Source organism: Pseudomonas sp. VI4.1 (assembly GCF_002029345.1).
Classification (GTDB): Bacteria; Pseudomonadota; Gammaproteobacteria; order Pseudomonadales; family Pseudomonadaceae; genus Aquipseudomonas.
Genome location: NZ_MULM01000147.1, coordinates 25,552 through 46,702 on the forward strand (window position 1 = coordinate 25,552; position 21,151 = coordinate 46,702).

The window sequence follows — 21,151 nt, forward strand, 5'->3', positions numbered from 1 at the left end:
CTTTTAAATGGAAATAGTCAGACCGAAGCAGGGACTGGCATGCGAAGAATCGGTTTGATGGTGACACCGCGCTCGCTATCGGCCATCGCCTGGTTCACCTCGTCGAACTGGTAAAACCTGCATAGCTTGTCGAAAGGGAATCGGCCCTGCAGATAGAGATCAACCAGCTTCGGAATAAAGGCATTGGCAACGACATCGCCTTGGACGATACCCATGATCCGTTTGCCGGGAATCATCACATCGTTGATATTGAAGGCCACCTCGGTGCCGACTTTGGTAGCGCCGACGATGCCGCAGGTGCCAAGCGTGGTGAGTGAGTCGATCGCCTGGCGTAGAACCTCGGAGCGCCCGGAGCATTCGAGGCTGTAATTGACACCGCACTGGGTGATGGCATGAATACGTTGAACCGGATCCTCTTCGCGGCTGTTGATGACATGGGTTGCACCCAGTTCGAGCGCCAGTTCCAACCGACTCGGGGTGACGTCCACAGCAATGATGGTCGTAGCGCCGGCGACCTTAGCGGCCATAACTGCAGCTAGACCGACCGCGCCTGCACCAAAGGCGGCGAAGCTCGATCCGGCCTCAACCTTGAGTGCATTGAGAACCGAACCTGCGCCCGTCTGGATGCCGCAACCCAGCGGCCCCAACAGTTCCAGAGGCGCCTGCTTGGCGACTTTGACCACGTTGCGCTCATTGGCGATCGTGTAAGTGGAAAACGAGGATTGGCCGAAGAAATGGTCATGGATGGCATGGTCGCTGCCACAACCGCAAGCGGAGGTACTGCCATCGAGGCGGCCGCCACCGAAGTTCAGCGGGTGCATGTGCGTACAATGTGCCGGGTGGCCCGTTTCGCAGGGCAGGCAAAGGCCGCATGACATGTACGTCATCACCACGTGATCGCCCGGTTGCACCGTGGTAACTGCAGAACCGACCGCATCGACGACACCCGCACCTTCATGGCCGAGGATGATCGGCAGTGGTGTCGGAAACAGCTGGTCCCGCACCACCATGTCCGTGTGGCAAACGCCTGTGGCGACCACGCGGACGCGCACTTCGGTTGGCCGAGGCGCCTCGAGCAAGACATCCTCGATTTCTAATGGGGCTCCAGAGGTGCGCAGCACTGCGGCACGGATGTTCATCGATTGTGCATCGGTCCGGGACATCATTGTCTCCTTGAAGTAGTTCGTCAGAGCCGGGAAAACGTCGGCTTTTCAGGCAGACTGCAACGCTCGCGGGCGTTGGCTGCGATGGGTTGTTTCAACGCTCGCGGCCGGACGCAGGCTGAAATTGAAGGTCATCTCGGCAAAGCGCCCTGTCACGCCCTTGACGGCGGCCCGTTCCTCGTCATCGACAAAACTGACTTCGCCGATCAGTCCGTCACGTGTTGCATAGGCGAAGTCGTCCCACAGGTACTTGTCATTCGACAGGTTGATCTGCGTGGTCAGATGTTCGTGCCCCGGGGCAGAAATAAAGAAGTGGATATGCGCAGGTCGCTGCCCGTGACGGCCCAACTGATCGAGGCATTCCTGAGTAGGGCCGGTTGGATCGCAACCGTACCCCGAAGGCACGATGCTGCGAGCCCGGTAGCAACCATTGGAGTCCGTGAGAATCCGCCGACGCAAGTTGAATGCCGACTGGCTCTTGTCGAAGTAGGAGTAGTTGCCTTGGGTATTGGCTTGCCACAAGTCCACGGTGGCTCCGGCGATCGGTTGACCGTTCAAGTCGGTTACGCGTCCCTCCAGGAACATCACCGTTGCGATACCGTCCTCGCTCCCGTCGTCCATGCGAGCCTGGTACTCGCTCAGCGGAGCCCCCGCTACATACAGCGGGCCTTCAATCGTCCGTGGCGTGCCGCCGGTCCGGCCCGCTTCGGCGTCCTTGGCATCCGCCAGCAAATCAAGAAAATGTTCGATACCGAGTCCGGCGACCAGCAGACCTGCTTCGTTTCTGGCACCCAAACGGTTGACGTAGTCCACCGCCCCCCAGAACTCATCGTCGCTGATCTGCAAATCCTCGATCACTCGGGCGACTTCCTGCAGCAAACGTAAAACGATCTGCTTGCGGCGTGGATCGCCTTCGCTGTTGCCCAGTCCCGAGGCTTCGCGGAAGAATTGCTGCAATTGCGGCAGTTGAGAAATTGTTACTGTCATTTTGATTCACCTGATCTTATTGGTAGTGCCGAACGAAGAGAGCCGCTGGATGCTCCCTTCGTGCTTGTCGGTTCAAATCATTAGGCGAGTGCGCGCCAACCCAACTGGGCGCGAGCCTCTTGAAGGTCTGACTGCATATCGTGATTCCACAGCCAGTCGAACCGCTCTGCGAGGGTCTTGCCCAGCAGTTTTTCGTCATCGGCTACAGCGGGATCACGCATTTCATACAGCTCCCCGGCTTCCCAGGAAGTACGCTGCACACGGCAGGCACGTGGACGACGGATGGCGTCGTAAGCCGCAAGCACCGCTTGTGGCTGGCTGTCCAAAACCTGCGGATCGGCCAGCAGTCGCGCCAGGAGCCAGGCGTCTTCCAACCCCTGGCCCGCGCCAGCGCCCTGGTGCGGCAACATGGCGTGGGCCGCATCGCCGATCAGTCCCACGCGACCGTGCACGTAGCCTGGCAACTCTTCGAGCTCATGCAGCGCCCAAAGGGTGGGTGCCGGAATGCATTCGAGCAGCACCCGGGCAGCGTCTCCCCAATGGTTGAAAGCGGAGAGCATTTCTTCCTGGCTGGCATTGCGCACCCACGGCGAATCGCTTGGCCAGGTCGGATCAGGGCGGCTGCGATCGGAAATGAAGGCCACGACGTTGATAAGGCGGCCCTGTTTGACCGGGAATGTGAGGATATGGGCATCAAGCCCCAGGTACATCTGCGGGACATCGATCAAGTGCTCATCGACACCCCGGGCCCGGTACGCCGCACGCAGCTGTTCGCTGTCGATCATCCCGCGGTAGGCGCAGGTACCGCTGAAACGCGGCGCCACCAGCGGTTGGCCAAGACCGTTGAGCACATGATCACGAATGGAAGACTTGATACCGTCCGCGGCGATCAACAGGTCGCAGCGATGCTCAGTGCCATCGGTGAACAGTACACGAGCCTGTTCGGCATCCTGCTCCACGCTGACGGCGCGCTTGCCGAACTGGGCGATCCCTTCGGGCAACTGGCTGGCCAGGGCGTCGAGGAAGTCGGCACGGTGTACCGAAGACTGCCCTACCCCTTCGGCCAGGCTGGCGCCCAAATAACCGGCATCTTCACCACGACGCCATTCGAACCAGATGTCCTGCCAGGGGTCCTGGGTCTGGTCGGCAATCTTGCGGTAGGGTTCGGCAATACCCAGGCCCGCGATGGCACGAACGGCATTGGCGCCGAAGGAGACACCTGCTCCAACCTCGCCGAAGGCTGGAGCCGATTCGAACAACTGCACGCTCAGGTGCGAATGACGGCACAGGTCCAGGGCCAGGGCCACGCCAGCGATACCGCCGCCAACGATGCCGATTTGCAGTTTGGATTGAGAAGTACGCATAGCAAGTTACCCATGAGGCTGATTGTTATTGGTGTAGCCAGATCATCGCTATCAGAGCGCTATTGATAAATACCGCAACTCCCATACATTCCATCATGGGTGTGAATATTACTTTTGCGCACGAGCAGTCATTGGCCATTTGAGCCCTTCCGTGGGCTCAGGCCATCGTTACTGCGACACGGTTTGCCGGGATGAAGCCGCCTGACGGCTTGAAGCGTTCTGAATGAGAAAGACCAGGATGGCGATCGCGCCTATCAGCCCCGGTACGGCGAAGATGAGAAAGCTCGCCTGCAACGGCAGTGATGAGGCGTGCAATGCACCGCCCAGCAAAGGACCGATGATGGCCCCGGTGCGACCGATGCCCATCGCCCAACCAAGCCCCGTAGACCGTATGTGCGCAGGGTAATACTGCACCGTGCAGGCGTTGGCCAGGATCTGCGTGCCAATGGTGCACGCCCCGGCGATGGCGATGAGCAGATAGAGCACCGGTAACGGCGCCTTGAGCGCCAACAGGCTCAGGGCCAAGGCTCCACACGTAAAAAATGCGAACAGGACCTTGGCGATGCCAATCCGGTCCCCCAGCCATCCGCCAGCCACCGCGCCAATGATCGCACCGAGGTTCAGCGCCAGCAGGAACGCCAGGCTGGAGTTCAGCCCATAACCGGCGGCAGTCATGAGTTTGGGCAGCCACGAGCTCAGTGCGTACACCATCAGCAAGCAACAGAAAAACGCCAACCACAGCATGAAGGTGCTCAACTTGCGCCCGTCCTGGAACAGCTGCGCAATCGACACACTGGTGCCTTTGGCGACCATCTGGGTCAACTGGTCATTTGCGGTTGGTTGATAAGACGGCACGGCTTGTGCCAACAGGTGTTGCGCCTTGACGGTCTGCCCGGTGCGCAACAGGTAATCCATCGACTCAGGCAATTGGCGTATCAGCAATGGCAAGGCCAACAGCGGAATCAGCGCGACATAGAACACGGCCTGCCATCCCCACTGCGGGATCAACACCATGCCCAGGCTCGCCGAGAGCATTCCGCCTAACGAGTAGCCACTGAACATGATCGCGACCAAAGTACTGCGGGATTTCTTCGGCGCGTACTCGTTCATCAACGCCACAACGTTGGGCATTACTCCGCCGATGCCAAGGCCGGCGATGAAACGGCATAACGCAAACGCCTCGGGGCTCTGGGCCAGGCCGTTGATTGCCGTAACCCCGCTGAAGATGGCGACACACATCATGATGGTTTTACGTCGGCCTATACGATCCGACAATGAACCGAAAAACAACGCACCCAGCATCATGCCCACCAGCGCGCAACTGCCCAGCGCGCCAGCCTGCAACGAACTGAGCCCCCACTCGGACATCAGTGAGGGCAACACGACCCCATAAATGACCAGGTCGTAACCGTCGAAAATGATGATCAGCGCGCACCAGAACAGCACGCGTGCATGGAAGGTATTAAAACGTGCCCCGTCAATCAGGGCCGATACATCTATCGTACGCATGGCATCGCTCTTCTTGTCATTGTTATAGAGCCGGAGGATCTGACGCCTCCGGTTATTGCGCGGTGCCCAATGGTTTTACGCAGAGCGTGCAGTACTGGGCATAGGGTCGATCATGGGCAAACCATCAACCGTGATAAATGCAGCCAGGTGAATAGGCATTATTTCGAACGTGAATAAAGATCGAAGGAGAGCCAAGTCCCATCGATCCAACGATGGACGCGGCGGTCTGGCACTTGTTAGGCTTTGGCGCTTGCAGCGGCGATTTCAGAGCGGTGCAGACCCAACGAAGGGCTAAAATTTTTAGCCCTTATGAGCACGCAATCTGCACGAGGCGGTATGGAATTACGTGAACTTGATCTCAACCTTCTTCTGGTCTTCAACCAACTGCTGATCGATCGCCGGGTATCGACGGCGGCGGATAATCTCGACCTGACCCAGCCCGCTGTCAGCAACGCGTTGAAGCGACTGCGTGTCGCCTTGAACGACGAGCTGTTCGTTCGTACCTATCAAGGAATGGAGCCTACGCCCTACGCCCAGCAGTTGGCTGAGCCGGTTGCACTGGCCATTCAGACCTTGCGTGACGCACTGAACCGACAGGACACGTTCAATCCGCTCAACTGCAATCGTCGATTTACCATGGCAATGACCGACATTGGTGAAATCTACTTCATGCCGCGGCTGATGGACGCTCTGGCTGAACGCGCTCCGGGTTGCTCGATCAGCACGCTGCGCAACACCTCCGATACCTTGGCCGAAGGGTTGCAGAACGGCGCAATCGATCTCGCCGTTGGATTACTGCCGCACCTGCAGGCCGGATTTTTTCAGCAGCGCCTGTTTCACCATCGCTATGTCTGCATGTGCCGCAAGGACCACCCCGCTACCAGGGGACCGCTGACGCTGGAGCGTTATTGCAGTTATGACCACGTTCGCGTCGTAGCGGCGAACACGGGGCACGGCGAGGTCGATACGTTCCTGGCGCGGGCCGGCATCGAGCGAAACATACGCCTGGAGGTTCCCCACTTCGTCGCAGTAGGTCACATCCTGCAACGCACAGACTTGATGGCAACGGTGCCTGAACGATTCGCCAGCAGTTGCGAACAACCCTTTGGACTCACGGTTCTGCCGACGCCGGTGGAACTGCCCAACATCGAAATAAACCTGTTCTGGCATGCTCGCTATAACAAGGATCCCGCCAATCGTTGGCTGCGCCAGCTGATGTTCGAGTTGTTTTCCGATTAAGTCGCCTGAGAGTACCGCTGCGACGCTAAAGCAGGATTCTTCAACGCCTGGGCATAAACGTTCAATACTGATCCAGGCTGTCATTGCATGCTGCAACCTCAAAACAAAAAAAATAATGAGGAGATGGCAATGGCACACCCAGACATCCGTAATCTTGTGGTGACCGACAGCCCGGCTGCGGCGCTCTACCAGCCCGGGCGGATCGGCACCCTGCAATTGCGCAACCGTTTTGTGCAAGCGCCGATCTTCACTCAGTTCGCCAGCACCTTCGGTGAGGTTGACGATAAGCTCATCGAATACCATCGGGCCCGCGCCCGAGGAGGAATTGGTTTAATCATTACCGAAAACACCTCTATCGATTGGGAAGTCGGGCGCACGGCCGGCCACCCGATGCGCATTGACCATGACAGGTTCATTGGTGCTCTCAGTAATCTGGTCGACGCGGTCCACGGCGAAGGTGCGAAAATTGCGGTGCAGTTGCACCACACCGGCCGCCAGAACTCCCAGAGCAATACGGAACGGAACGAACCGCCACTCGCGCCAACGGCAGGCATCACCAGCGCCTTCGGCACCCCACCGCGAGCAATCGAAGAACATGAAATTCCCGGACTGATCGACAAGTACGTCCAGGGTGCCCGGCGCGCCGTGGCTGCTGGTTTTGATGCCGTTGAGTTGCACGGTGCACATGGTTATTTGCTCGGTCAGTTTCTCTCCCCTTTCACCAATAAACGCACTGATAGTTGGGGCGGATCCCTGGAGAACCGAGCCCGTTTTGCTCTCGAAGTCGTACGCGGGATTCGCGACCAGGTCGGTGCAGATTTCCCGATCCTGTATCGCCTCAGCGTGATGGAGCCTTACGAGGGTGGCCTCTCATTGGAAGATGGTCTGGCCTTTTGTGAAATGCTCGAACCTTACGTTGACGCCCTGGATGTCAGTGCCGGGAACTACGACACCGCAATGACGTTGCTGCCCATGGTTCCGCCTGGCTCCTTGGTGAATTACGCCAAGCTTGTGAAAAAGCGTGTTTCGATCCCGGTGATCGGCGTCGGTCGTCTCACCTGGCTGTTCGATGAGATGGCGCAAGCCGTGTCTGATGGCGAGCTCGATTTTGTGGCCTTGGGACGATCTGGTCTTGCCGACCCCGAAACGGTTAACAAGACAAGGCGCGGGCAACCGCAGAGTGTCCGCCGCTGCCTGGCGGTCAATGAATGCATCTCACGGTGGATGTTCAACGGCAAGGGCACCCAGTGCGTGATAAACCCTGCCCTCGGCCAGGAACGCCGGGCGAGTGACGCTCGCCGCCCTGCTTCCACACAGCAGCGAGTGCTGATCGTCGGTGGCGGGCCGTCCGGCTGTGAGGCCGCGATCCTGGCCGCCGAGCGCGGACACCGTGTGCGCTTGGTCGAGAGATCGGATCGCATCGGCGGCCAGCTCCATGCCTGGGCAGCTGCGAGCCCGTTTCGCATGGAGGTCAAGAACATGATCGACTTCTACCAGGGCGAACTCGAACGCGTGGGCGTCAACGTGCAACTCAATACCGATGCAACCGATCTCGACTTGAGCCCGTGGGACACGGTACTGCTCGCCACCGGTACCGTTGCCCAGAATCAGGGGGCGGATGTTGCCGACCTGCTGGCAAACGGAGAACTGCCCGTGGCTGATGAAGTCACCGTGTTTGGTGAAACCGAGACTGCCATGTTCGCCGCCCTGTGGCTGGCCGAACAAGGCAAAAAGGTCAGCCTTGTTTCACCCGCTGAAACGGTGGGAGTCGATACCAATGATATGCAGCGCGACCACCTCACCGGCCTTCTCAAGAGCCTGGACGTATCGATCCGCACAGCAGGTGCGGCGCCAGATGACGTCTACGTGGTGATGGCGACCGCCCGCAAGGCTTCAACTGTCCTGGAGGCGTCCGTCGATGACATTCGCATCCATCGCATCGGAACGAGGTCCCGTGGCGGGCGGATGTATGAGGCTACTCAGTCCGGTTTCTGGGCGGCAGCGAAAATAGGAGAGTTGGCATGAACGTTCGCGCGATCGAACACGTGGGCATCACCGTTCCCGATATGGAAGCGGCAACCCGGTTCTTCGTCGAGGCCTTTGGCGCCGAGAAGCTTTACGACATGCTTGACGCACCCCTGGGGGGGCCTGAGGTGGAGTCGGGACTGGGCATTGCAGCCGGTGCCGTGATTAGCGCGATCCGCATGCTTCGCCTCGGCAACGGCCCCAACCTGGAGCTGTTTTCCTATACCGGGGTGCAGCAATCGCAGCCTGTCGTTCCCAGTGATCTGGGCATCCAGCACATCTGCATCTACGTTGACGATATCGACGCCGCTGCCGATCGCCTGGAGAAGGCCGGTGGCGTTCTGCTCAGCCGCCCCGGCGAGCTCCCGGGCGGTGACGCCGGGGAAGGCAATCGCTACGTCTACACCCGCACGCCTTGGGGAAGCACGATTGAACTGGTGACTTACCCCTCGGCGCAGGCCTACGAGCGTCACACCCACCTGCGCCGCTGGAGACCGGGTTTGACCGAGCCGAGCGATCACGAAACCCAGGTGAAGTAAGAAAAGGCTGGCCAGACGATCGGGTGCAAATCCCCCGATCGGTGGCAGGCCTGTTTTGCGTGCAAACCTGAAGGATGTGTTAGTTTTTAAAAGTCACAAAAACTGCCAAGTGCTGATAAAAAACTCCACTGCCAATACCAATAAAAAGGGAGTTGTGATGAGCGCCATCCTTCTAACGCCAGAAAAAATGCTGGACGTTATCCCTGGTGAAGTCACGATCAAGGGTACCGTCGAGACTGCACCCGATAACGGCATGTCAATTCGGGGCTACCGCTTCGACAAAACCGAAGTCCGCATTCCGTGTATGCGAGACTACGAGTTGGTGAGATGGAAATCAGGGACATCCAATCTGGGGTTCCATGACGGCAAGCATTGGCAAAAATGGTCGGTTGGTGATGATGACGTGACCATTTTGACCCGAGGCGAATCATCCAGCTGGTACTGGATGAACGATATCGAGGTCAGTCATATTTACATCTCGCAAGCAATGATGGCCAAAGTCGCCAATGAAGTCTTTCAACAGGATGTTGACCGTGTTTTTGTCGACCATTGCCCCCTCGTTAACGACGCGACACTCTCCAGGCTCATGGCCGCCTATGAAATCGAATGCCTGAGCGCTGAACCGGGCAGCAGCATCTTCGCCCAGACGCTGGAAATACAGATGTGCATTCATCTGCTGCGCCAGTATGTGCGGTGTGACCTCAGAGACAACGATCAAGCGTCTCGCCTGACAAACCTCAAACGCGACCAACTTCAGCAATATATCGACTCACACCTGTCCTGCTCGATTACCGTCAAAGACATGGCTGCCATCGTCGACCTGAGCCCGTCGTACTTTGTACGGGTGTTCGGGACTGTGTACGGGGTCTCGCCCCATCAGTATGTTCAGTCGCGCCGCTTGAAAAAAGCTGAGCGGATCCTGTCTACGGTGCGTGATGTACCGTTGAAAGCGGTCGCCATGGACTGCGGGTTCTCGGACCAGAGCCACATGACCCGACTGTTCCAGGAAAAACTGTCCATGACACCCAAGCAGTATCGGGAGAAAAACGTTTCCAGGCTTTTTTGCTCCTCGGCCTTGCAGTAACGTGCAGCACCTTCGTCGCACTGCAAGGACTTGTCCGTAAGTGAAACTCCATCAAATCAAGGCACTGGTAGCTATCCACCAAACCGGTAGCATCAGTGAGGCCTCGCAGATACTGCATGTCACCCAGCCGGCCATCAGCCGATCGATCAAGGATCTCGAGAGCGAGCTAGGCCTGGCTCTGCTGCAGCGTTCCCACAGGGGAATGTCGCTCACCGACGAAGGCCGCCGCATCATTCGCCATGCGCAGTTGACGGTCGAGAGCATGCGACGACTGCAACTGGAGGCTGAAAACATCAAGGATATGCAAGTGGGTGAGGTCACCGTCGGAGTTACCTCCCTGACAGCAGTGCTCAAAGGGCTGGGAGAGTGCATCGGTGCGTTCCAGGCGAAAAATCCGCGTGTTCGCATCCGCCTGGTAGACCTGCGTCCCAACCAGATGCTGCAGCGACTACGGGACGGTACGCTGGATTTCGCCATTACCTCGCAGCAACATACCCAAAGGCTGAACCTGGACTGGGAGGCGTTGAGCCGCATGCAGGGTCTGGTGGTCTGTCGAAAAAACAACCCTCTGCGCCACTCCCACTCGCTGCGTCAGTTGCAGTTCGCGAACTGGATCAGCCTCGATGCCATCGACGATCACTCGTCTCAGTTCTATCAAATGTTTGAAGACAACGAGATTCCTCCACCGCAGCGAATAACCGAGTGTTCATCGGTTTTGCTGGCGCTTGATCTCTTGCACCACGCCGATGCCTTCATGACGCTCAGCGAAGCCGGGATGGAAAACGCACTGCCCAAAGGGCTCAATGAAGACCTGATGCAGGTCAAGATCGAAGAAATCATCCCCGAGTACCCCATTTACCTGGTCTGTATCGACCGCAACGCTCTAACCACGACGGCTCGCGACCTCTACTACGCGATAAGAAGCGTGCTCTCAAAGAATCAATCAATGGATTCTTCGCGCTAGCCCAGACTCGAGAAACTTAAGAAAAACGCAACGATATGCCCAATGGTTAAGTCTGTGCCTGTTTGCGGCCGCAGGTCCCCCTAACCTTCAGGCAATTGGGCTAAAGCATCCGGCCGCCGCCTGCGCGGCTTGCCTCGACGACTGCGTTGCTGTCGTCAAACAGTGCATGTGATCGATAATCGGGCGATATCGCACCGAACCGGCGCCGTCTTTCACCACGGCGGCCAGGCATCTTAACTAACGGTTAATCATCGAAGAAAAGCGCAAGTGCGCAGTGACAGTGTTTGCCGGATATTCGGGCCACAACAAAACTGTCACAGGAAAAATCGATGACTACTCTGCAAGCGCCCCTTCTCCCCTGCACCGCTGCTCCACCCGTGAACGGTTCCAGGAAAGCCACAGTTGCTTGCGCTCTAGGCAATGCCCTGGAGATGTATGACTTCACAATTTACAGTTTCTTCGCTGTCGTAATCGCAAAGAATTTCTTTCCTGCACAGTCGGCAACGGCATCGCTACTGATGTCTTTGGCCACCTTTGGCGTGGGTTTCCTCATGCGCCCGGTGGGTGCTGTGGTGATTGGGCGCTTTGCCGATCGACGTGGCCGCAAATCTGCATTGAGCCTTACAATCAGCCTGATGACAGTCGGCACTGCGATGATTGCCTTCGCGCCGTCGTATCAAGACATCGGCTTGTTCGGCACGTTGATGCTGGTGGCCGGCCGCCTCATGCAGGGCTTTTCTGCGGGCGGTGAAGTCGGGACCGCGTCGGTGTATCTGATGGAGTCCAGTGCCACGGCAAACCGCTGTCGTAACGTCAGCTGGCAGGCAGCTAGCCAAGGCTACGCGGCCATGGTCGGTGCCGGACTCGGTTTACTGCTAAACAACACGTTGAGTGCCGAGGACCTTGAAAACTGGGGCTGGCGCATTCCCTTTTTACTGGGGCTGCTCATCGGTCCGCTAGGCTGGTACATCCGTCGCTTCCTGCCGGAAACCCACGAAGCCCAACCGACCAAACGCGACGGTCGGCTGCGCGACCACATCGACCTGCGTCACACCTTGCTGGCGATCGGCCTGATGGCCAGCGCCACCATCGGCATATACCTGTTCATTTTCTACATGCCCGCCTACCTGACGGTCACCCTGGGCTACCCGCAACGTAGTTCCTTGGTTATCGCCTGTGTAGCAAGTGCCTGTTTGGCTGTCATCACTCCATTGGCCGGTCGCTTTGCCGATCGCCATAGCCTGCGCAAGAAGCTGCTGGTCTGGACGATAACCCTGCCCGTGCTACTGGCGTGGCCAGCCTTCTACTTGCTCAGCTTGAGCACCAATTTGTTTGTGGCGATGTTCGTCATTGCGATTCTGGTACTGCCAGGCTGCATCGGTTCGGGTGCCTTCTTCGCCCTGATCATGGAAGCCTTTCCGAAAAATCGCCGCGCCTTGGGCACCGCAGTCAGCTACAGCTTCGGCGTCACTTTGTTCGGCGGTTTCTCCCCATTGATCGCCACGTGGCTCACGGCGGCCCTGGATAACCCACAGGCTTCAGCACTGTACCTACTCGTCGGCGGCGCCATTAGCTTGGCGTGCCTGGCTGTATTCCCCGAAAACCCTGGTCGGGAGTGACCTGATGAATGCATTGACCCAAACCGTTGGCGGAATGGACCTGGACACGTTTATCCAGCTGCGCCGGGACATCCACCAGAACCCTGAACTGGGCGCGCATACCCCGCTGACCGCCGAGTTGGTGGCCAGCAAGCTCGAAAGCTGGGGCTACGAAGTTCATCGAGGTATCGGCGGACATGGCGTGGTCGGCGTCTTGCGTCGAGGCAGCGGCACTCGCCGCTTGGGCCTGCGTGCCGACATGGATGCCCTGCCAATGCAGGAGAAAAACCGCTTCGACCACGCCAGCCGGATCGAGGGCCGCATGCACGCCTGCGGCCACGACGGCCACACTGCCATCCTGCTGGCAGCCGCGTGGCGAATCGCTCAGTCGTCCGACCTCAATGGCACGCTTAACCTGATATTCCAACCAGACGAGGAAGGTCTGGGTGGAGCCAAGGCCATGATGGACGACGGCCTTTTCAAACGTTTTCCTTGTGACTCGATCTTTGCCTTGCACAACTTGCCTGGAATACCGCTAGGCACCGCGGTGGTCCAGGCCGGTCCGACCATGGCCTCTTCTGAATGCGTGCGGGTGTTGATCAAAGGTCGCGGCGGTCATGGCGCAATGCCCGAACGCGCTGTCGATCCGATACCGGTGCTGGCCAGCATGATCAACGCGATCCAGACAGTGAAGTCGCGCAATCTCTGCGTTGATGAGCACGCAGTGATCAGCATCGGTATGGTTGAAGCTGGCAGTGTCTACAACATCATTCCCGACACGGCATCGATGTTGATCAGCGTGCGTACCGACACAGCGCAGACCGAAGGCAAAATCAATCAGCGTCTGGCGGAAATCGCCCAGGGCCATGAATACACATTCGGTGTCAAAATCGAACTAGAAACCACGCAACTGGCGCCAGCATTAGTCAATACGGCGTCGGAAACAGAGATGCTTCGCCAGAGCCTGGCGCCGCTGTTCAAGCCCGGCCAATTGTTGCCACACGCGGCGAAGATCATGGCGACCGAAGATTTCGCCTGGATGCTGACCGAAGTGCCCGGCTGCTACTTCTTTCTGGGTAACGGCGAAGGCGAGTTTCATGGCTGCTCAGTGCATAACCCCCACTACGACTTCAATGACGAGTTGATTCGCATCGGCTCCGACTGCTGGGTGAAATTTGTTAAGGATTATCTCAACTGAGGTCGCAGGCTTGGGTTCACATCTTCATCGATGTTTGATGATTTCGAAGTGCTCGAGTCGCTAAACCGGCACCCCAATATCTGAACGATCACCATCAGGCCGCTGCGGCCTGATGGGCAAGTCGGGCCACGCCCTGCCCGCGCAAAAACTCCATAACGATGATTCGGCGACTTACTTCTTATCTGCCCTAAAAACAACAACAGGCAAGGTCTATGTATCGCACAGGTAATTTGGCGTTATTCACCGTCGGCTCGCTGGCGGCCGCAGTTTCTGGTTCCCAGGTCCATGCCCAGGAACAAGGTTTTGTGCAAGACAGCTCACTGACGCTCAATACCCGTCAGTGGTACTCACACGAAGTTGGCCACAAGGACACTTTTTTCAAACTGCAAACACCCGACGGGGTCCGCCAGCTGCGTGACCGTACCGCCTGGCTGCAAGGCATCAGGCTCGACTTTGTCTCCGGTTTTACCCAAGGGCCGGTGCAGTTTGGCCTGGATCTGTCGACCTTCTCGGCCGTGGCGCTGGAACGCAGCCGCGAAGCCGCGGCAGGCGGCAGTAATCGACTGCTGGTGAACCAGGACGGCGATGTGGTCGACGACTGGAGCAAACTCGGTATCGCAGCGCTGAAGTTCAAAGTCGCCGACACACTGCTCAAGGTTGGCAGGCAGCAAGTCAGGACACCGATGATGTCCTACACCGATACCCGTACCCTGCCTTCATCGTTCGATGGAGTGTCCCTGGAAAGTCATGACATCGATGGCTTGACGATCAAGTCTGGCTATTTCGACAAGGGTTCGCCGCGCACCGGAGCCGGAAGCCAGGACTTGACTCCCACTTATGGTTCACCGCTGGTCACCAGTGACTTCAACGCTTACGCCGGGGCCGACTATGTGTCGAGCGCTGGCTGGCGCAGCAGCGCCTACGTCTCTCGCTTCGACGATATCTGGAATCGCGAGTACCTGGGCCTGGGCAGGAAAACCAACTGGGGGCCGTCAACGTTGACCTGCAACTGGATGCCTATAACACCCGGTCCAGTGGTCGCGAAATCGGCGGAAAAATTGACCAGCAGGCCTACGGCCTGAGTATCACGCCGCAATGGCGCAACCACTCACTGAAGATCGGCCTGCAGCAAATCAAGGGTGATGAATATTTCGATTACCCCTTCGAATCCAATGCCATCAACCTGCCCAATACCATGATGTCCTTCTTCAACGGCCCCAATGAACGCTCCGTCGGGGTGTTCTACACCAACGATTGGGTCGCTTATGGGCTACCGGGTCTCAAGACTACGCTCTGGTACATCAAGGGCATGGGCATCGACGGCAGTCATTACGACGGTGGCCCGAACGGCATTTACAACTCGGTACTCAAACAGCGGGGTGAAAGCCACTATGAAGTGGGCGCCAATGCCAGCTACACCGTGCAATCGGGCACCTTCAAGAACATCAGCCTGATCACCAGTTATTCCTCGCACCGTGCCAGTGAATATCAACTGGAAGGCAATATTGATGAGCTCAGACTCATTATCAACGTACCGATCAAGGTGTTCTAGGCGAACACGTGGCATGTCGGCCCGGTGAAAGGGTGAAACGATGAAATAACCGCAAGGTGCACACCCGGCCTTGCGGCGCATCCACCAGGAGGTTTATTCGACGTGTTCGAACTCGTCTTTTTCGCCTTTGTCGGGAACAGACAGCGGGGTGCCTTCTACACCCGAATAGGTCACTATCACGACAACTGCCTGATCGCCGGTTACGCCGCGATGGCTAGCGCCCACCGACTCAGCGAATGCCTGCCCGGCGCTCACCTTATGCCGTGTTCCCGTTAGCCTGTCCTCGATCGTTAGTTCCCCCGAGACCACGTAGGCCGCGTTCGGAACGGGATGATGATGCCAAGGCAATGCCGTGTGGGGAGGTATGGTTATTTCCAGTATCGTGAGTTGCGGCTGACCTTTAGGATAGGGTTGATAGGGCGTCCCATCCCACGAGACGCTCTCCTTCAATGCAACTTTCGCCTTGATTTCAGGTTTGTCCGCGGCGTGTGCAACGCTGGCGAGAGTGGTCGCAAGGACAAGCAGGTTGGCGCAAATCTTGAGTACCTTCATGACTTCCTCATAATTGTTATTGTTTTGAGAGACCAGTTTTAGAGGGTTCACCTAGCAGAGTATTGAATAATACTGCGCACCTTTTGAATGTATCGTCTGATTCGCTGCCCCGGCAACTCTGATCTGCTGGGTGCGATGGACATGCACTTTTTCATGTAAAGAAGCAGGGAAAGCTACCTTTCAGAGATGTTTCTTCAGGTGTTTGCGAGACCGTAAGCCCGGGGAAATTCGACCCCCCGGTGTGCAACATACACCGGGGGAGCAAAGGTTCTTCAGGGACGAGTACCCACCTCAGCTTCTTGCGCTGTCCACGGTTTGACTTGCTCGCTGAGTGTCAGCCCCAGGCCCGGACGAGTGGGAACCAGCATGCGGCCGTCTCGCGTTTCCAGGCGCTCATTGAAGAGCGGCTCAAGCCATTCGAAATGCTCGACCCACGGTTCGGTGGGGTATGCGGCCGCCAAGTGAACGTGTAACTCCATGGCAAAATGCGGGGCCAACATGAGTCCCGCTTGCTCGGCCATTGAGGCTACCTTCAGGTAAGGGGTAATGCCGCCTACTCGTGGTGCATCGGGCATCAGGAAGTCAGCGCCACGCAGCTTGATAAACTCGGCGTGCTCCGCAACGCTGGTGAGCATTTCACCCGTGGCAATCGGCGTATCGAATTGTTGTGCCAAAGCGGCGTGACCTTCAGCGTCATAGCAATCCAGCGGCTCCTCAATCCAGATCAGGTTGTACTCTTCGAATTGGCGGCACATGCGCTGGGCGGTAGGGCGATCCCATTGCTGGTTGGCATCAACCATCAGAGGGAAGTTGTCTCCCAGGTGCTTGCGCACCGTGCTGACACGTTCAATATCGATGGCACAATCCGGCTGCCCGACTTTCAGTTTGATACCTCCAATGCCCTTTTCGCGCGACAGGTCGGTGTTCTTCATCAACTGGTCAAGCGGAGTGTGAAGGAAACCACCCGAGGTGTTGTAGCAGCGTACCGAATCCCGTTGAGCACCGAGCAATCGGGCTAGCGACAGGTTGGCGCGCTTGGCTTTCAAATCCCACAGCGCCACGTCGAAGGCACCGATGGCCTGAGTCGACATGCCGCTGCGGCCTACGGACGCGCCGGCCCAGCACAGTTTGGTCCAAAGCTTGGAAATGTCACTCGGGTTCTCCCCAATCAGCGCGGGAGCGATTTCCTTTGCGTGGGCGAATTGACCCGGCCCGCCTGCGCGCTTGGAGTAGCTGAAACCAAGGCCACGGTGACCGTCGATGGTTTCGATTTCCGCAAACAGGATGGCGATCTCGGTCATCGGCTTTTGCCGTCCCGTCAACACCTTGGCATCGCTGATCGGATTGGCCAGAGGCAGGATTACCGAGGAGACCCGAACCCAGGCAATGCGATCATCGTCGGAGGATTTGATAGATTCTTGTTGTGCGAGCATGGAGCTCTCCTTAACAGTGATGAGGTCTTGAAAGAGATCAGGTGCGAGGTTGTGACAATTTGCTGTTAACCGGAGCGCCTTCGACAGGGTTCACCGGCAGCTCTTCAAAATCATCGAGTTGCAGGCGCTTGAGTGGCCCGACGATGAACAGGTAAGAAAACGCGCCCAGCAGGCCCATACCCGCTACGTACATCAGCGCAACATCGAAGGATCCCAGCTGGTTGATCATTACGCCGATGGCGATAGGCGTAACAATGCTGGCAAGGTTGCCGCAGAAGTTGAACATGGCGCCGCTGACCCCCATGGCCCGTGCCGGGGACACGTCACCGACGATGCACCAGCCCAGGTTGCCCACGCCTTTCGCGAAGAAGGCTACGGACATCACCAGAATCACCAACGTGATCGACTGGGTGTAGTTGGCGACCATGATGCTGCTGGAGAGCAACAAGCCACAGATGATGGGGGTCTTTCGTGCTGCGGTGAGGCTAAAGCCTTTGCGTAGCATCCAGTCCGACCAGACGCCACCGATCATGCCGCCCAAGCAACCGGCGATGGGTGGAATGGCCGCGACCAGTCCGACCTTCAGCATGGTCATGCCCTTGGCTTCGATCAGGTAAGTCGGGAACCAGGTCAGAAAAAACCAAGTGATGGAAGTCAGGCAAAACTGCCCAAGATAGATACCCGCCATCATGCGATTGCCGCCGATAGCCTTCATGCGCTTCCAGCTGAATGGCGTTTTAACGTCGCCGATGGTTGGCAAGCCACCTCCGGCTTCGATGTAGTCGAGTTCAGCCTGGTTGGCGCGCTTGTCTTTACGCGGCTCCTGAACCATCCGGAACCACAAGAAACCAATCAGGATACCTGCGCCACCTGTAACCCAAAACACGTGCTGCCAGCCCCAGGTGCTGACCAACCAGACCATCAAGGGCGTGAAGGCAGCCAGTGCAAAATACTGAGCTGACTGGAACACCGCAGTGGCCAAACCACGTTCGTGGCGCGGGAACCACATAACGGTCAAGCGGTTATTAGCGGGAAACGCAGGCGCTTCCGCTACACCCATCATAAAGCGCAAAACAAACAGCGCGAGAAAGGCGGAACTGAAGAGGTCAACGTACCCTTGCAGGAATGTAAACACAGACCAGATGATGAGGCTCATTCCGAGAACGACGCGAGAGCCAAATCGATCAAGGATGATGCCGCCAGGCAGTTGCATGGATGTGTACGCCCAGCCGAATGCCGAGAAGGCGATGCCCATGGTCATGGCATCGAAGCCAAGATCTGTGCGCATGCTGGGGGCCGCAATGGACAGCGTCGCCCGATCAACGTAATTGAAAACTGTGACGATGAAGATCATCACGAGGATTAGATAGCGGACGTTTGTCTTCGCTACCGATTGCGTAGGGTTGATCACTATTATTTTCCTTATTGTGAGTAGTGCATTGAATCCGTGTGGCCCTTACAGCTCCTGACAGCGGTTTGATCGAGCAATGATTGCGCAATCATTACGGTGGGTAAAAAAGGCCCGTCGATAGAGCCTTTGAATCAATACTACACTGATTGCGCAATCATACAACCATGCGTTTGTTGGCAAAAAGAGATTTCGAGGTTAGGTGCTGGCGCGGTCGATGAGGGTAAAGCCTGTGTCGATTCGCACAGGATGATGACTGCCATTTGGGAATTCAAAGCGCTCAAGCAGCGCCTGAGCTACTTGCAGACCAATTTTTTTGCCATCGACGCTGACTGTCGACAACGATGGGTAAACTTGGGCCGCGCTGCTCAAATCCCCGAAACCCATAACTGCGAGGTCAGACGGTACATTCATCGCGCGACTGGCGGCTTCCGCTAAAACACCTTGTGCTACGGTATCAGAGCTGCACACCACAATGTCGGGCCGAACCGGCTGCTCCAATAGCCGTCGAAGCCCTTCCCTGCCTACTTCGAGCGTGGCTGGCGGTGCCAAAACCTCCATGGGAACTTCTTCGATGCCTTGCCGCTTCAGCTCGGCGATAAGGCTATTGCAACGGCGCAGCCCGCGAGGGTCACTGATCGTCACCACCGAGAAGCGCTTATAGCCCTTTTTCAGCAAATGCCGTGCGGTCTCCTCCCCCACTTTTTCATGAGAGAAGCCGACCAGCATATCCAGGGGGGCCTCGCTCAAGTCCCAGGCCTCAACTACTGGGATACCCGCCTGAGCAAGGCGTAGCCGACTTGATTCGGTGTGGAGTGTGCCAGTCAAAACAATCCCATCCGGACGCCGACCAAGAACAGCCTCAAGCAGGTTTTCTTCCTGCTCGGCGGAGTAGCCTGTCAGACCTAGCAGGGTTTGGTAACCCGCTTGGGTCAGGCGGTCCATCAGTGATTGCACCGTGTCTGCGAAAATCGAGTTGGCGATAGTCGGGAGGAAAATCGCTACCAATCGGCTTTTGTTACTCGCCAATCCTCCGGCCAGCATGTTCGGTACATATCCAGTTTTGCGCACGGCTTCACGAACTTTTTCGCGAGTATCCTCGGTAACCAATTCCGGTCGATGCAATGCCCTGGAAACGGTCATCGGCGAAACACCCGCCACCTTGGCAACATCGATCAAGGTCAGGCTGGAACCCTTCCTGGCTGCTGTGATCGAGGCGTCGGTGGAGGATGCTACTGATTTCTTTGCCATGAAGATTTCCGATTTTAAAGCACAGTATCTGAAGCTGCGCGCCAAGCAGTCCGTTTGTCAGCCGAATCTACCAAAGACCAGCACAACATTCACGATACATGATCTAGCTCAATCGGATGGAAGCAGATGGCGTTTCGGCAGCGTTTCGGCCAGAGCCTCTTCATCGAGCGCCTCAAGATACTCACACACAGCGCTCCTGGATGCCCAGCGCAATCTGTTTACAGCGCGCGAAGAGCTCGCTTCCAACCAATTGCCGCAGCTTCAAAGTCAGGTCCAGCTTTACCGCGCCTTGGGCGGCGGGGGCCCGCAGTCAGTTAACCAGAATGCCGCGATCCAGCAGTAACTGGTCCCACTGCGGCGTATCGCCGATGCGTCCAATCAAAAAGTCGATCAAGGTCCGCACCTTGAGCGCTCGACGTTGGGTTTCGGGATACACGGCGGCAAAATCGAAGGATGACAAACGATAGTCGGTAAGAATCGGCACCAGTCTCCCGGCAAGTAGCTCGTTGCTAGCAAGAAGTGTCGGCAAGCAGGTGATCCCAGCACCGCTCAAGGCATAGTCACGCAAAAGATGGACCGAACTGGAGCGCACCTGACCGTGTAAGGTCAAATCGATACACTCCTCGCCCCGAGTGAACTGCCACCGGTTGCGTGACGGATAGCCACCGTAAAGAGCAATGCGGTGATCCTTGAGCTGTTCGGGATGCTGGGGAGCATCATGTACGCGCAAATATGCGGGCGACGCACAGAACAGCCGATACACATTAAACAGCTTGCGCACCACCAGGCGTTCAGCCATCGGCGGGAACATCTGGAAGGCAATGTCAAAGCCCTCTTCGATCGGATCGACCACGCGGTCATTGACCACCACATCGAACTCGATCTCGGGATACATAGCGGTGAACTCCGCCAGCATCGGACCCAAATGATCGATCGCGAACCCTTGCAGAACCTGTACGCGTAACTGACCCGTGAGGTTGGAGCGCTGATTGCGCATTTTCTCGGTCAGACCATGAAAACCGGCAACCATGTCGGCGCATTCTTGGAAATAGGCTTCGCCAATGTCCGAGAGTCGAACGTGGCGAGTGCTGCGGTGAAAAAGCGGCGAATTGATGAACGTCTCAAGCTGTTGCACACGATTAGTAATCACTGAGCGGGTCACGCCCAGCTGCTCCGCCGCCTTGGAGAAACTACCGGTCTGCGCCACGTGCACGAACGCCTCAGTGATGAGTAGACGATCCATGACCTCCCCTTTTTTTGTAATGATTGGCTGGAATTCATTTTA

General features: G+C 57.3%; 19 protein-coding genes. 10 read left to right on the forward strand and 9 right to left on the reverse strand.

The genetic code is table 11. The features are described from left to right. Positions 1-17: 17 nt before the first annotated feature. The 4 genes from BZ163_RS13665 to BZ163_RS13680 all read right to left on the reverse strand — a co-directional run bounded on the left by BZ163_RS13665 (position 18) and on the right by BZ163_RS13680 (position 5,023). The gene (locus tag BZ163_RS13665; protein WP_128871349.1) at positions 18-1,163 is read right to left on the reverse strand and encodes an NAD(P)-dependent alcohol dehydrogenase; all 1,146 of its coding nucleotides are present in this window, start codon (positions 1,161-1,163) and stop codon (positions 18-20) included. A gap of 48 nt (positions 1,164-1,211) precedes the next feature. Then, positions 1,212-2,150, reverse strand: a complete 939-nt coding sequence (catA, locus tag BZ163_RS13670; RefSeq protein ID WP_128871350.1) for a catechol 1,2-dioxygenase — start codon at positions 2,148-2,150, stop codon at positions 1,212-1,214. Between the two features lie 80 nt (positions 2,151-2,230). Next, positions 2,231-3,514 carry a salicylate 1-monooxygenase gene (salA, locus tag BZ163_RS13675; RefSeq protein ID WP_128871351.1) on the reverse strand — a complete coding sequence of 428 codons (1,284 nt, stop codon included), beginning with the start codon at positions 3,512-3,514 and terminating at the stop codon, positions 2,231-2,233. A 168-nt stretch (positions 3,515-3,682) separates the two neighbouring features. Beyond that, complete coding sequence (locus tag BZ163_RS13680; RefSeq protein WP_128871352.1) at positions 3,683-5,023, reverse strand: aromatic acid/H+ symport family MFS transporter; 1,341 nt, start codon at positions 5,021-5,023, stop codon at positions 3,683-3,685. Between the two features lie 336 nt (positions 5,024-5,359). Here BZ163_RS13680 and BZ163_RS13685 point away from each other — a divergent pair, with 336 nt between their 5' ends. The 9 genes from BZ163_RS13685 to BZ163_RS35605 all read left to right on the forward strand — a co-directional run bounded on the left by BZ163_RS13685 (position 5,360) and on the right by BZ163_RS35605 (position 15,222). Then, positions 5,360-6,262: a LysR family transcriptional regulator gene (locus BZ163_RS13685; RefSeq protein ID WP_128871353.1), complete on the forward strand. Its 903-nt coding sequence runs from the start codon at positions 5,360-5,362 to the stop codon at positions 6,260-6,262. 87 nt (positions 6,263-6,349) lie between these two features. Next, entirely contained in the window at positions 6,350-8,287 is a 1,938-nt protein-coding gene (locus BZ163_RS13690) for an FAD-dependent oxidoreductase (RefSeq protein WP_256579009.1), read from the forward strand. Further along, positions 8,284-8,826: a VOC family protein gene (locus BZ163_RS13695; protein ID WP_128871354.1), complete on the forward strand. Its 543-nt coding sequence runs from the start codon at positions 8,284-8,286 to the stop codon at positions 8,824-8,826. Before BZ163_RS13690 ends, BZ163_RS13695 begins: the two co-directional genes overlap by 4 nt. 157 nt (positions 8,827-8,983) lie before the next feature. Then, positions 8,984-9,910 (forward strand): AraC family transcriptional regulator, encoded by a 927-nt coding sequence (locus BZ163_RS13700; RefSeq protein WP_128871355.1) that lies wholly within the window; start codon positions 8,984-8,986, stop codon positions 9,908-9,910. A gap of 40 nt (positions 9,911-9,950) precedes the next feature. Further along, a complete protein-coding gene (locus tag BZ163_RS13705) occupies positions 9,951-10,874 on the forward strand; it encodes a LysR family transcriptional regulator (protein WP_128871356.1) in 924 nt (307 codons plus the stop codon). 329 nt (positions 10,875-11,203) lie between these two features. Further along, positions 11,204-12,493: an MFS transporter gene (locus BZ163_RS13710; RefSeq protein ID WP_128871376.1), complete on the forward strand. Its 1,290-nt coding sequence runs from the start codon at positions 11,204-11,206 to the stop codon at positions 12,491-12,493. 4 nt (positions 12,494-12,497) lie between these two features. Next, complete coding sequence (locus BZ163_RS13715; protein ID WP_128871357.1) at positions 12,498-13,670, forward strand: M20 aminoacylase family protein; 1,173 nt, start codon at positions 12,498-12,500, stop codon at positions 13,668-13,670. A 305-nt stretch (positions 13,671-13,975) separates the two neighbouring features. Next, positions 13,976-14,752, forward strand: coding sequence for an OprD family outer membrane porin (locus BZ163_RS35600; RefSeq protein WP_256579010.1), 777 nt, complete (start codon positions 13,976-13,978; stop codon positions 14,750-14,752). Next, the gene (locus tag BZ163_RS35605; RefSeq protein WP_371916801.1) at positions 14,680-15,222 is read left to right on the forward strand and encodes an OprD family outer membrane porin; all 543 of its coding nucleotides are present in this window, start codon (positions 14,680-14,682) and stop codon (positions 15,220-15,222) included. The genes BZ163_RS35600 and BZ163_RS35605 overlap by 73 nt, the downstream gene beginning before the upstream one ends. Before the next feature lie 93 nt (positions 15,223-15,315). On the opposite strand, the gene BZ163_RS13725 is transcribed toward BZ163_RS35605, so the two are convergent. From BZ163_RS13725 to BZ163_RS13740, 4 genes are all read right to left on the reverse strand, one after another. Continuing rightward, entirely contained in the window at positions 15,316-15,774 is a 459-nt protein-coding gene (locus BZ163_RS13725; RefSeq protein WP_128871358.1) for a cupin domain-containing protein, read from the reverse strand. A 272-nt stretch (positions 15,775-16,046) separates the two neighbouring features. Beyond that, a complete protein-coding gene (locus tag BZ163_RS13730) occupies positions 16,047-17,207 on the reverse strand; it encodes a mandelate racemase/muconate lactonizing enzyme family protein (protein WP_128871359.1) in 1,161 nt (386 codons plus the stop codon). A 37-nt stretch (positions 17,208-17,244) separates the two neighbouring features. Next, a complete protein-coding gene (locus BZ163_RS13735) occupies positions 17,245-18,561 on the reverse strand; it encodes an MFS transporter (RefSeq protein ID WP_128871377.1) in 1,317 nt (438 codons plus the stop codon). Positions 18,562-18,813: 252 nt separating this feature from the next. Then, complete coding sequence (locus tag BZ163_RS13740; RefSeq protein ID WP_128871360.1) at positions 18,814-19,866, reverse strand: LacI family DNA-binding transcriptional regulator; 1,053 nt, start codon at positions 19,864-19,866, stop codon at positions 18,814-18,816. On the opposite strand from BZ163_RS13740, the gene BZ163_RS34830 reads away from it, so the two are divergent. Continuing rightward, a complete protein-coding gene (locus BZ163_RS34830; RefSeq protein ID WP_168187359.1) occupies positions 19,865-20,209 on the forward strand; it encodes a hypothetical protein in 345 nt (114 codons plus the stop codon). The genes BZ163_RS13740 and BZ163_RS34830 overlap by 2 nt on opposite strands. Here the strand turns inward: BZ163_RS34830 and BZ163_RS13745 are convergent. Next, complete coding sequence (locus BZ163_RS13745; RefSeq protein WP_128871361.1) at positions 20,177-21,109, reverse strand: LysR family transcriptional regulator; 933 nt, start codon at positions 21,107-21,109, stop codon at positions 20,177-20,179. The two genes, BZ163_RS34830 and BZ163_RS13745, sit on opposite strands and share 33 nt — an antisense overlap. Positions 21,110-21,151: the final 42 nt, after the last annotated feature.

Coding starts and splice junctions, on each gene's coding strand:
- salA (WP_128871351.1), bottom strand. CDS start 3,514: ATGCGTACTTCTCAATCCAAACTGCAAATCGGCATCGTTGGCGGCGGT.
- BZ163_RS13745 (WP_128871361.1), bottom strand. CDS start 21,109: ATGGATCGTCTACTCATCACTGAGGCGTTCGTGCACGTGGCGCAGACC.
- BZ163_RS13680 (WP_128871352.1), bottom strand. CDS start 5,023: ATGCGTACGATAGATGTATCGGCCCTGATTGACGGGGCACGTTTTAAT.
- BZ163_RS13730 (WP_128871359.1), bottom strand. CDS start 17,207: ATGCTCGCACAACAAGAATCTATCAAATCCTCCGACGATGATCGCATT.
- BZ163_RS13710 (WP_128871376.1), top strand. CDS start 11,204: ATGACTACTCTGCAAGCGCCCCTTCTCCCCTGCACCGCTGCTCCACCC.
- BZ163_RS13715 (WP_128871357.1), top strand. CDS start 12,498: ATGAATGCATTGACCCAAACCGTTGGCGGAATGGACCTGGACACGTTT.
- catA (WP_128871350.1), bottom strand. CDS start 2,150: ATGACAGTAACAATTTCTCAACTGCCGCAATTGCAGCAATTCTTCCGC.
- BZ163_RS13665 (WP_128871349.1), bottom strand. CDS start 1,163: ATGTCCCGGACCGATGCACAATCGATGAACATCCGTGCCGCAGTGCTG.
- BZ163_RS13740 (WP_128871360.1), bottom strand. CDS start 19,866: ATGGCAAAGAAATCAGTAGCATCCTCCACCGACGCCTCGATCACAGCA.
- BZ163_RS13725 (WP_128871358.1), bottom strand. CDS start 15,774: ATGAAGGTACTCAAGATTTGCGCCAACCTGCTTGTCCTTGCGACCACT.
- BZ163_RS34830 (WP_168187359.1), top strand. CDS start 19,865: ATGAAGATTTCCGATTTTAAAGCACAGTATCTGAAGCTGCGCGCCAAG.
- BZ163_RS13695 (WP_128871354.1), top strand. CDS start 8,284: ATGAACGTTCGCGCGATCGAACACGTGGGCATCACCGTTCCCGATATG.
- BZ163_RS13685 (WP_128871353.1), top strand. CDS start 5,360: ATGGAATTACGTGAACTTGATCTCAACCTTCTTCTGGTCTTCAACCAA.
- BZ163_RS13700 (WP_128871355.1), top strand. CDS start 8,984: ATGAGCGCCATCCTTCTAACGCCAGAAAAAATGCTGGACGTTATCCCT.
- BZ163_RS13690 (WP_256579009.1), top strand. CDS start 6,350: ATGCTGCAACCTCAAAACAAAAAAAATAATGAGGAGATGGCAATGGCA.
- BZ163_RS13735 (WP_128871377.1), bottom strand. CDS start 18,561: ATGATCTTCATCGTCACAGTTTTCAATTACGTTGATCGGGCGACGCTG.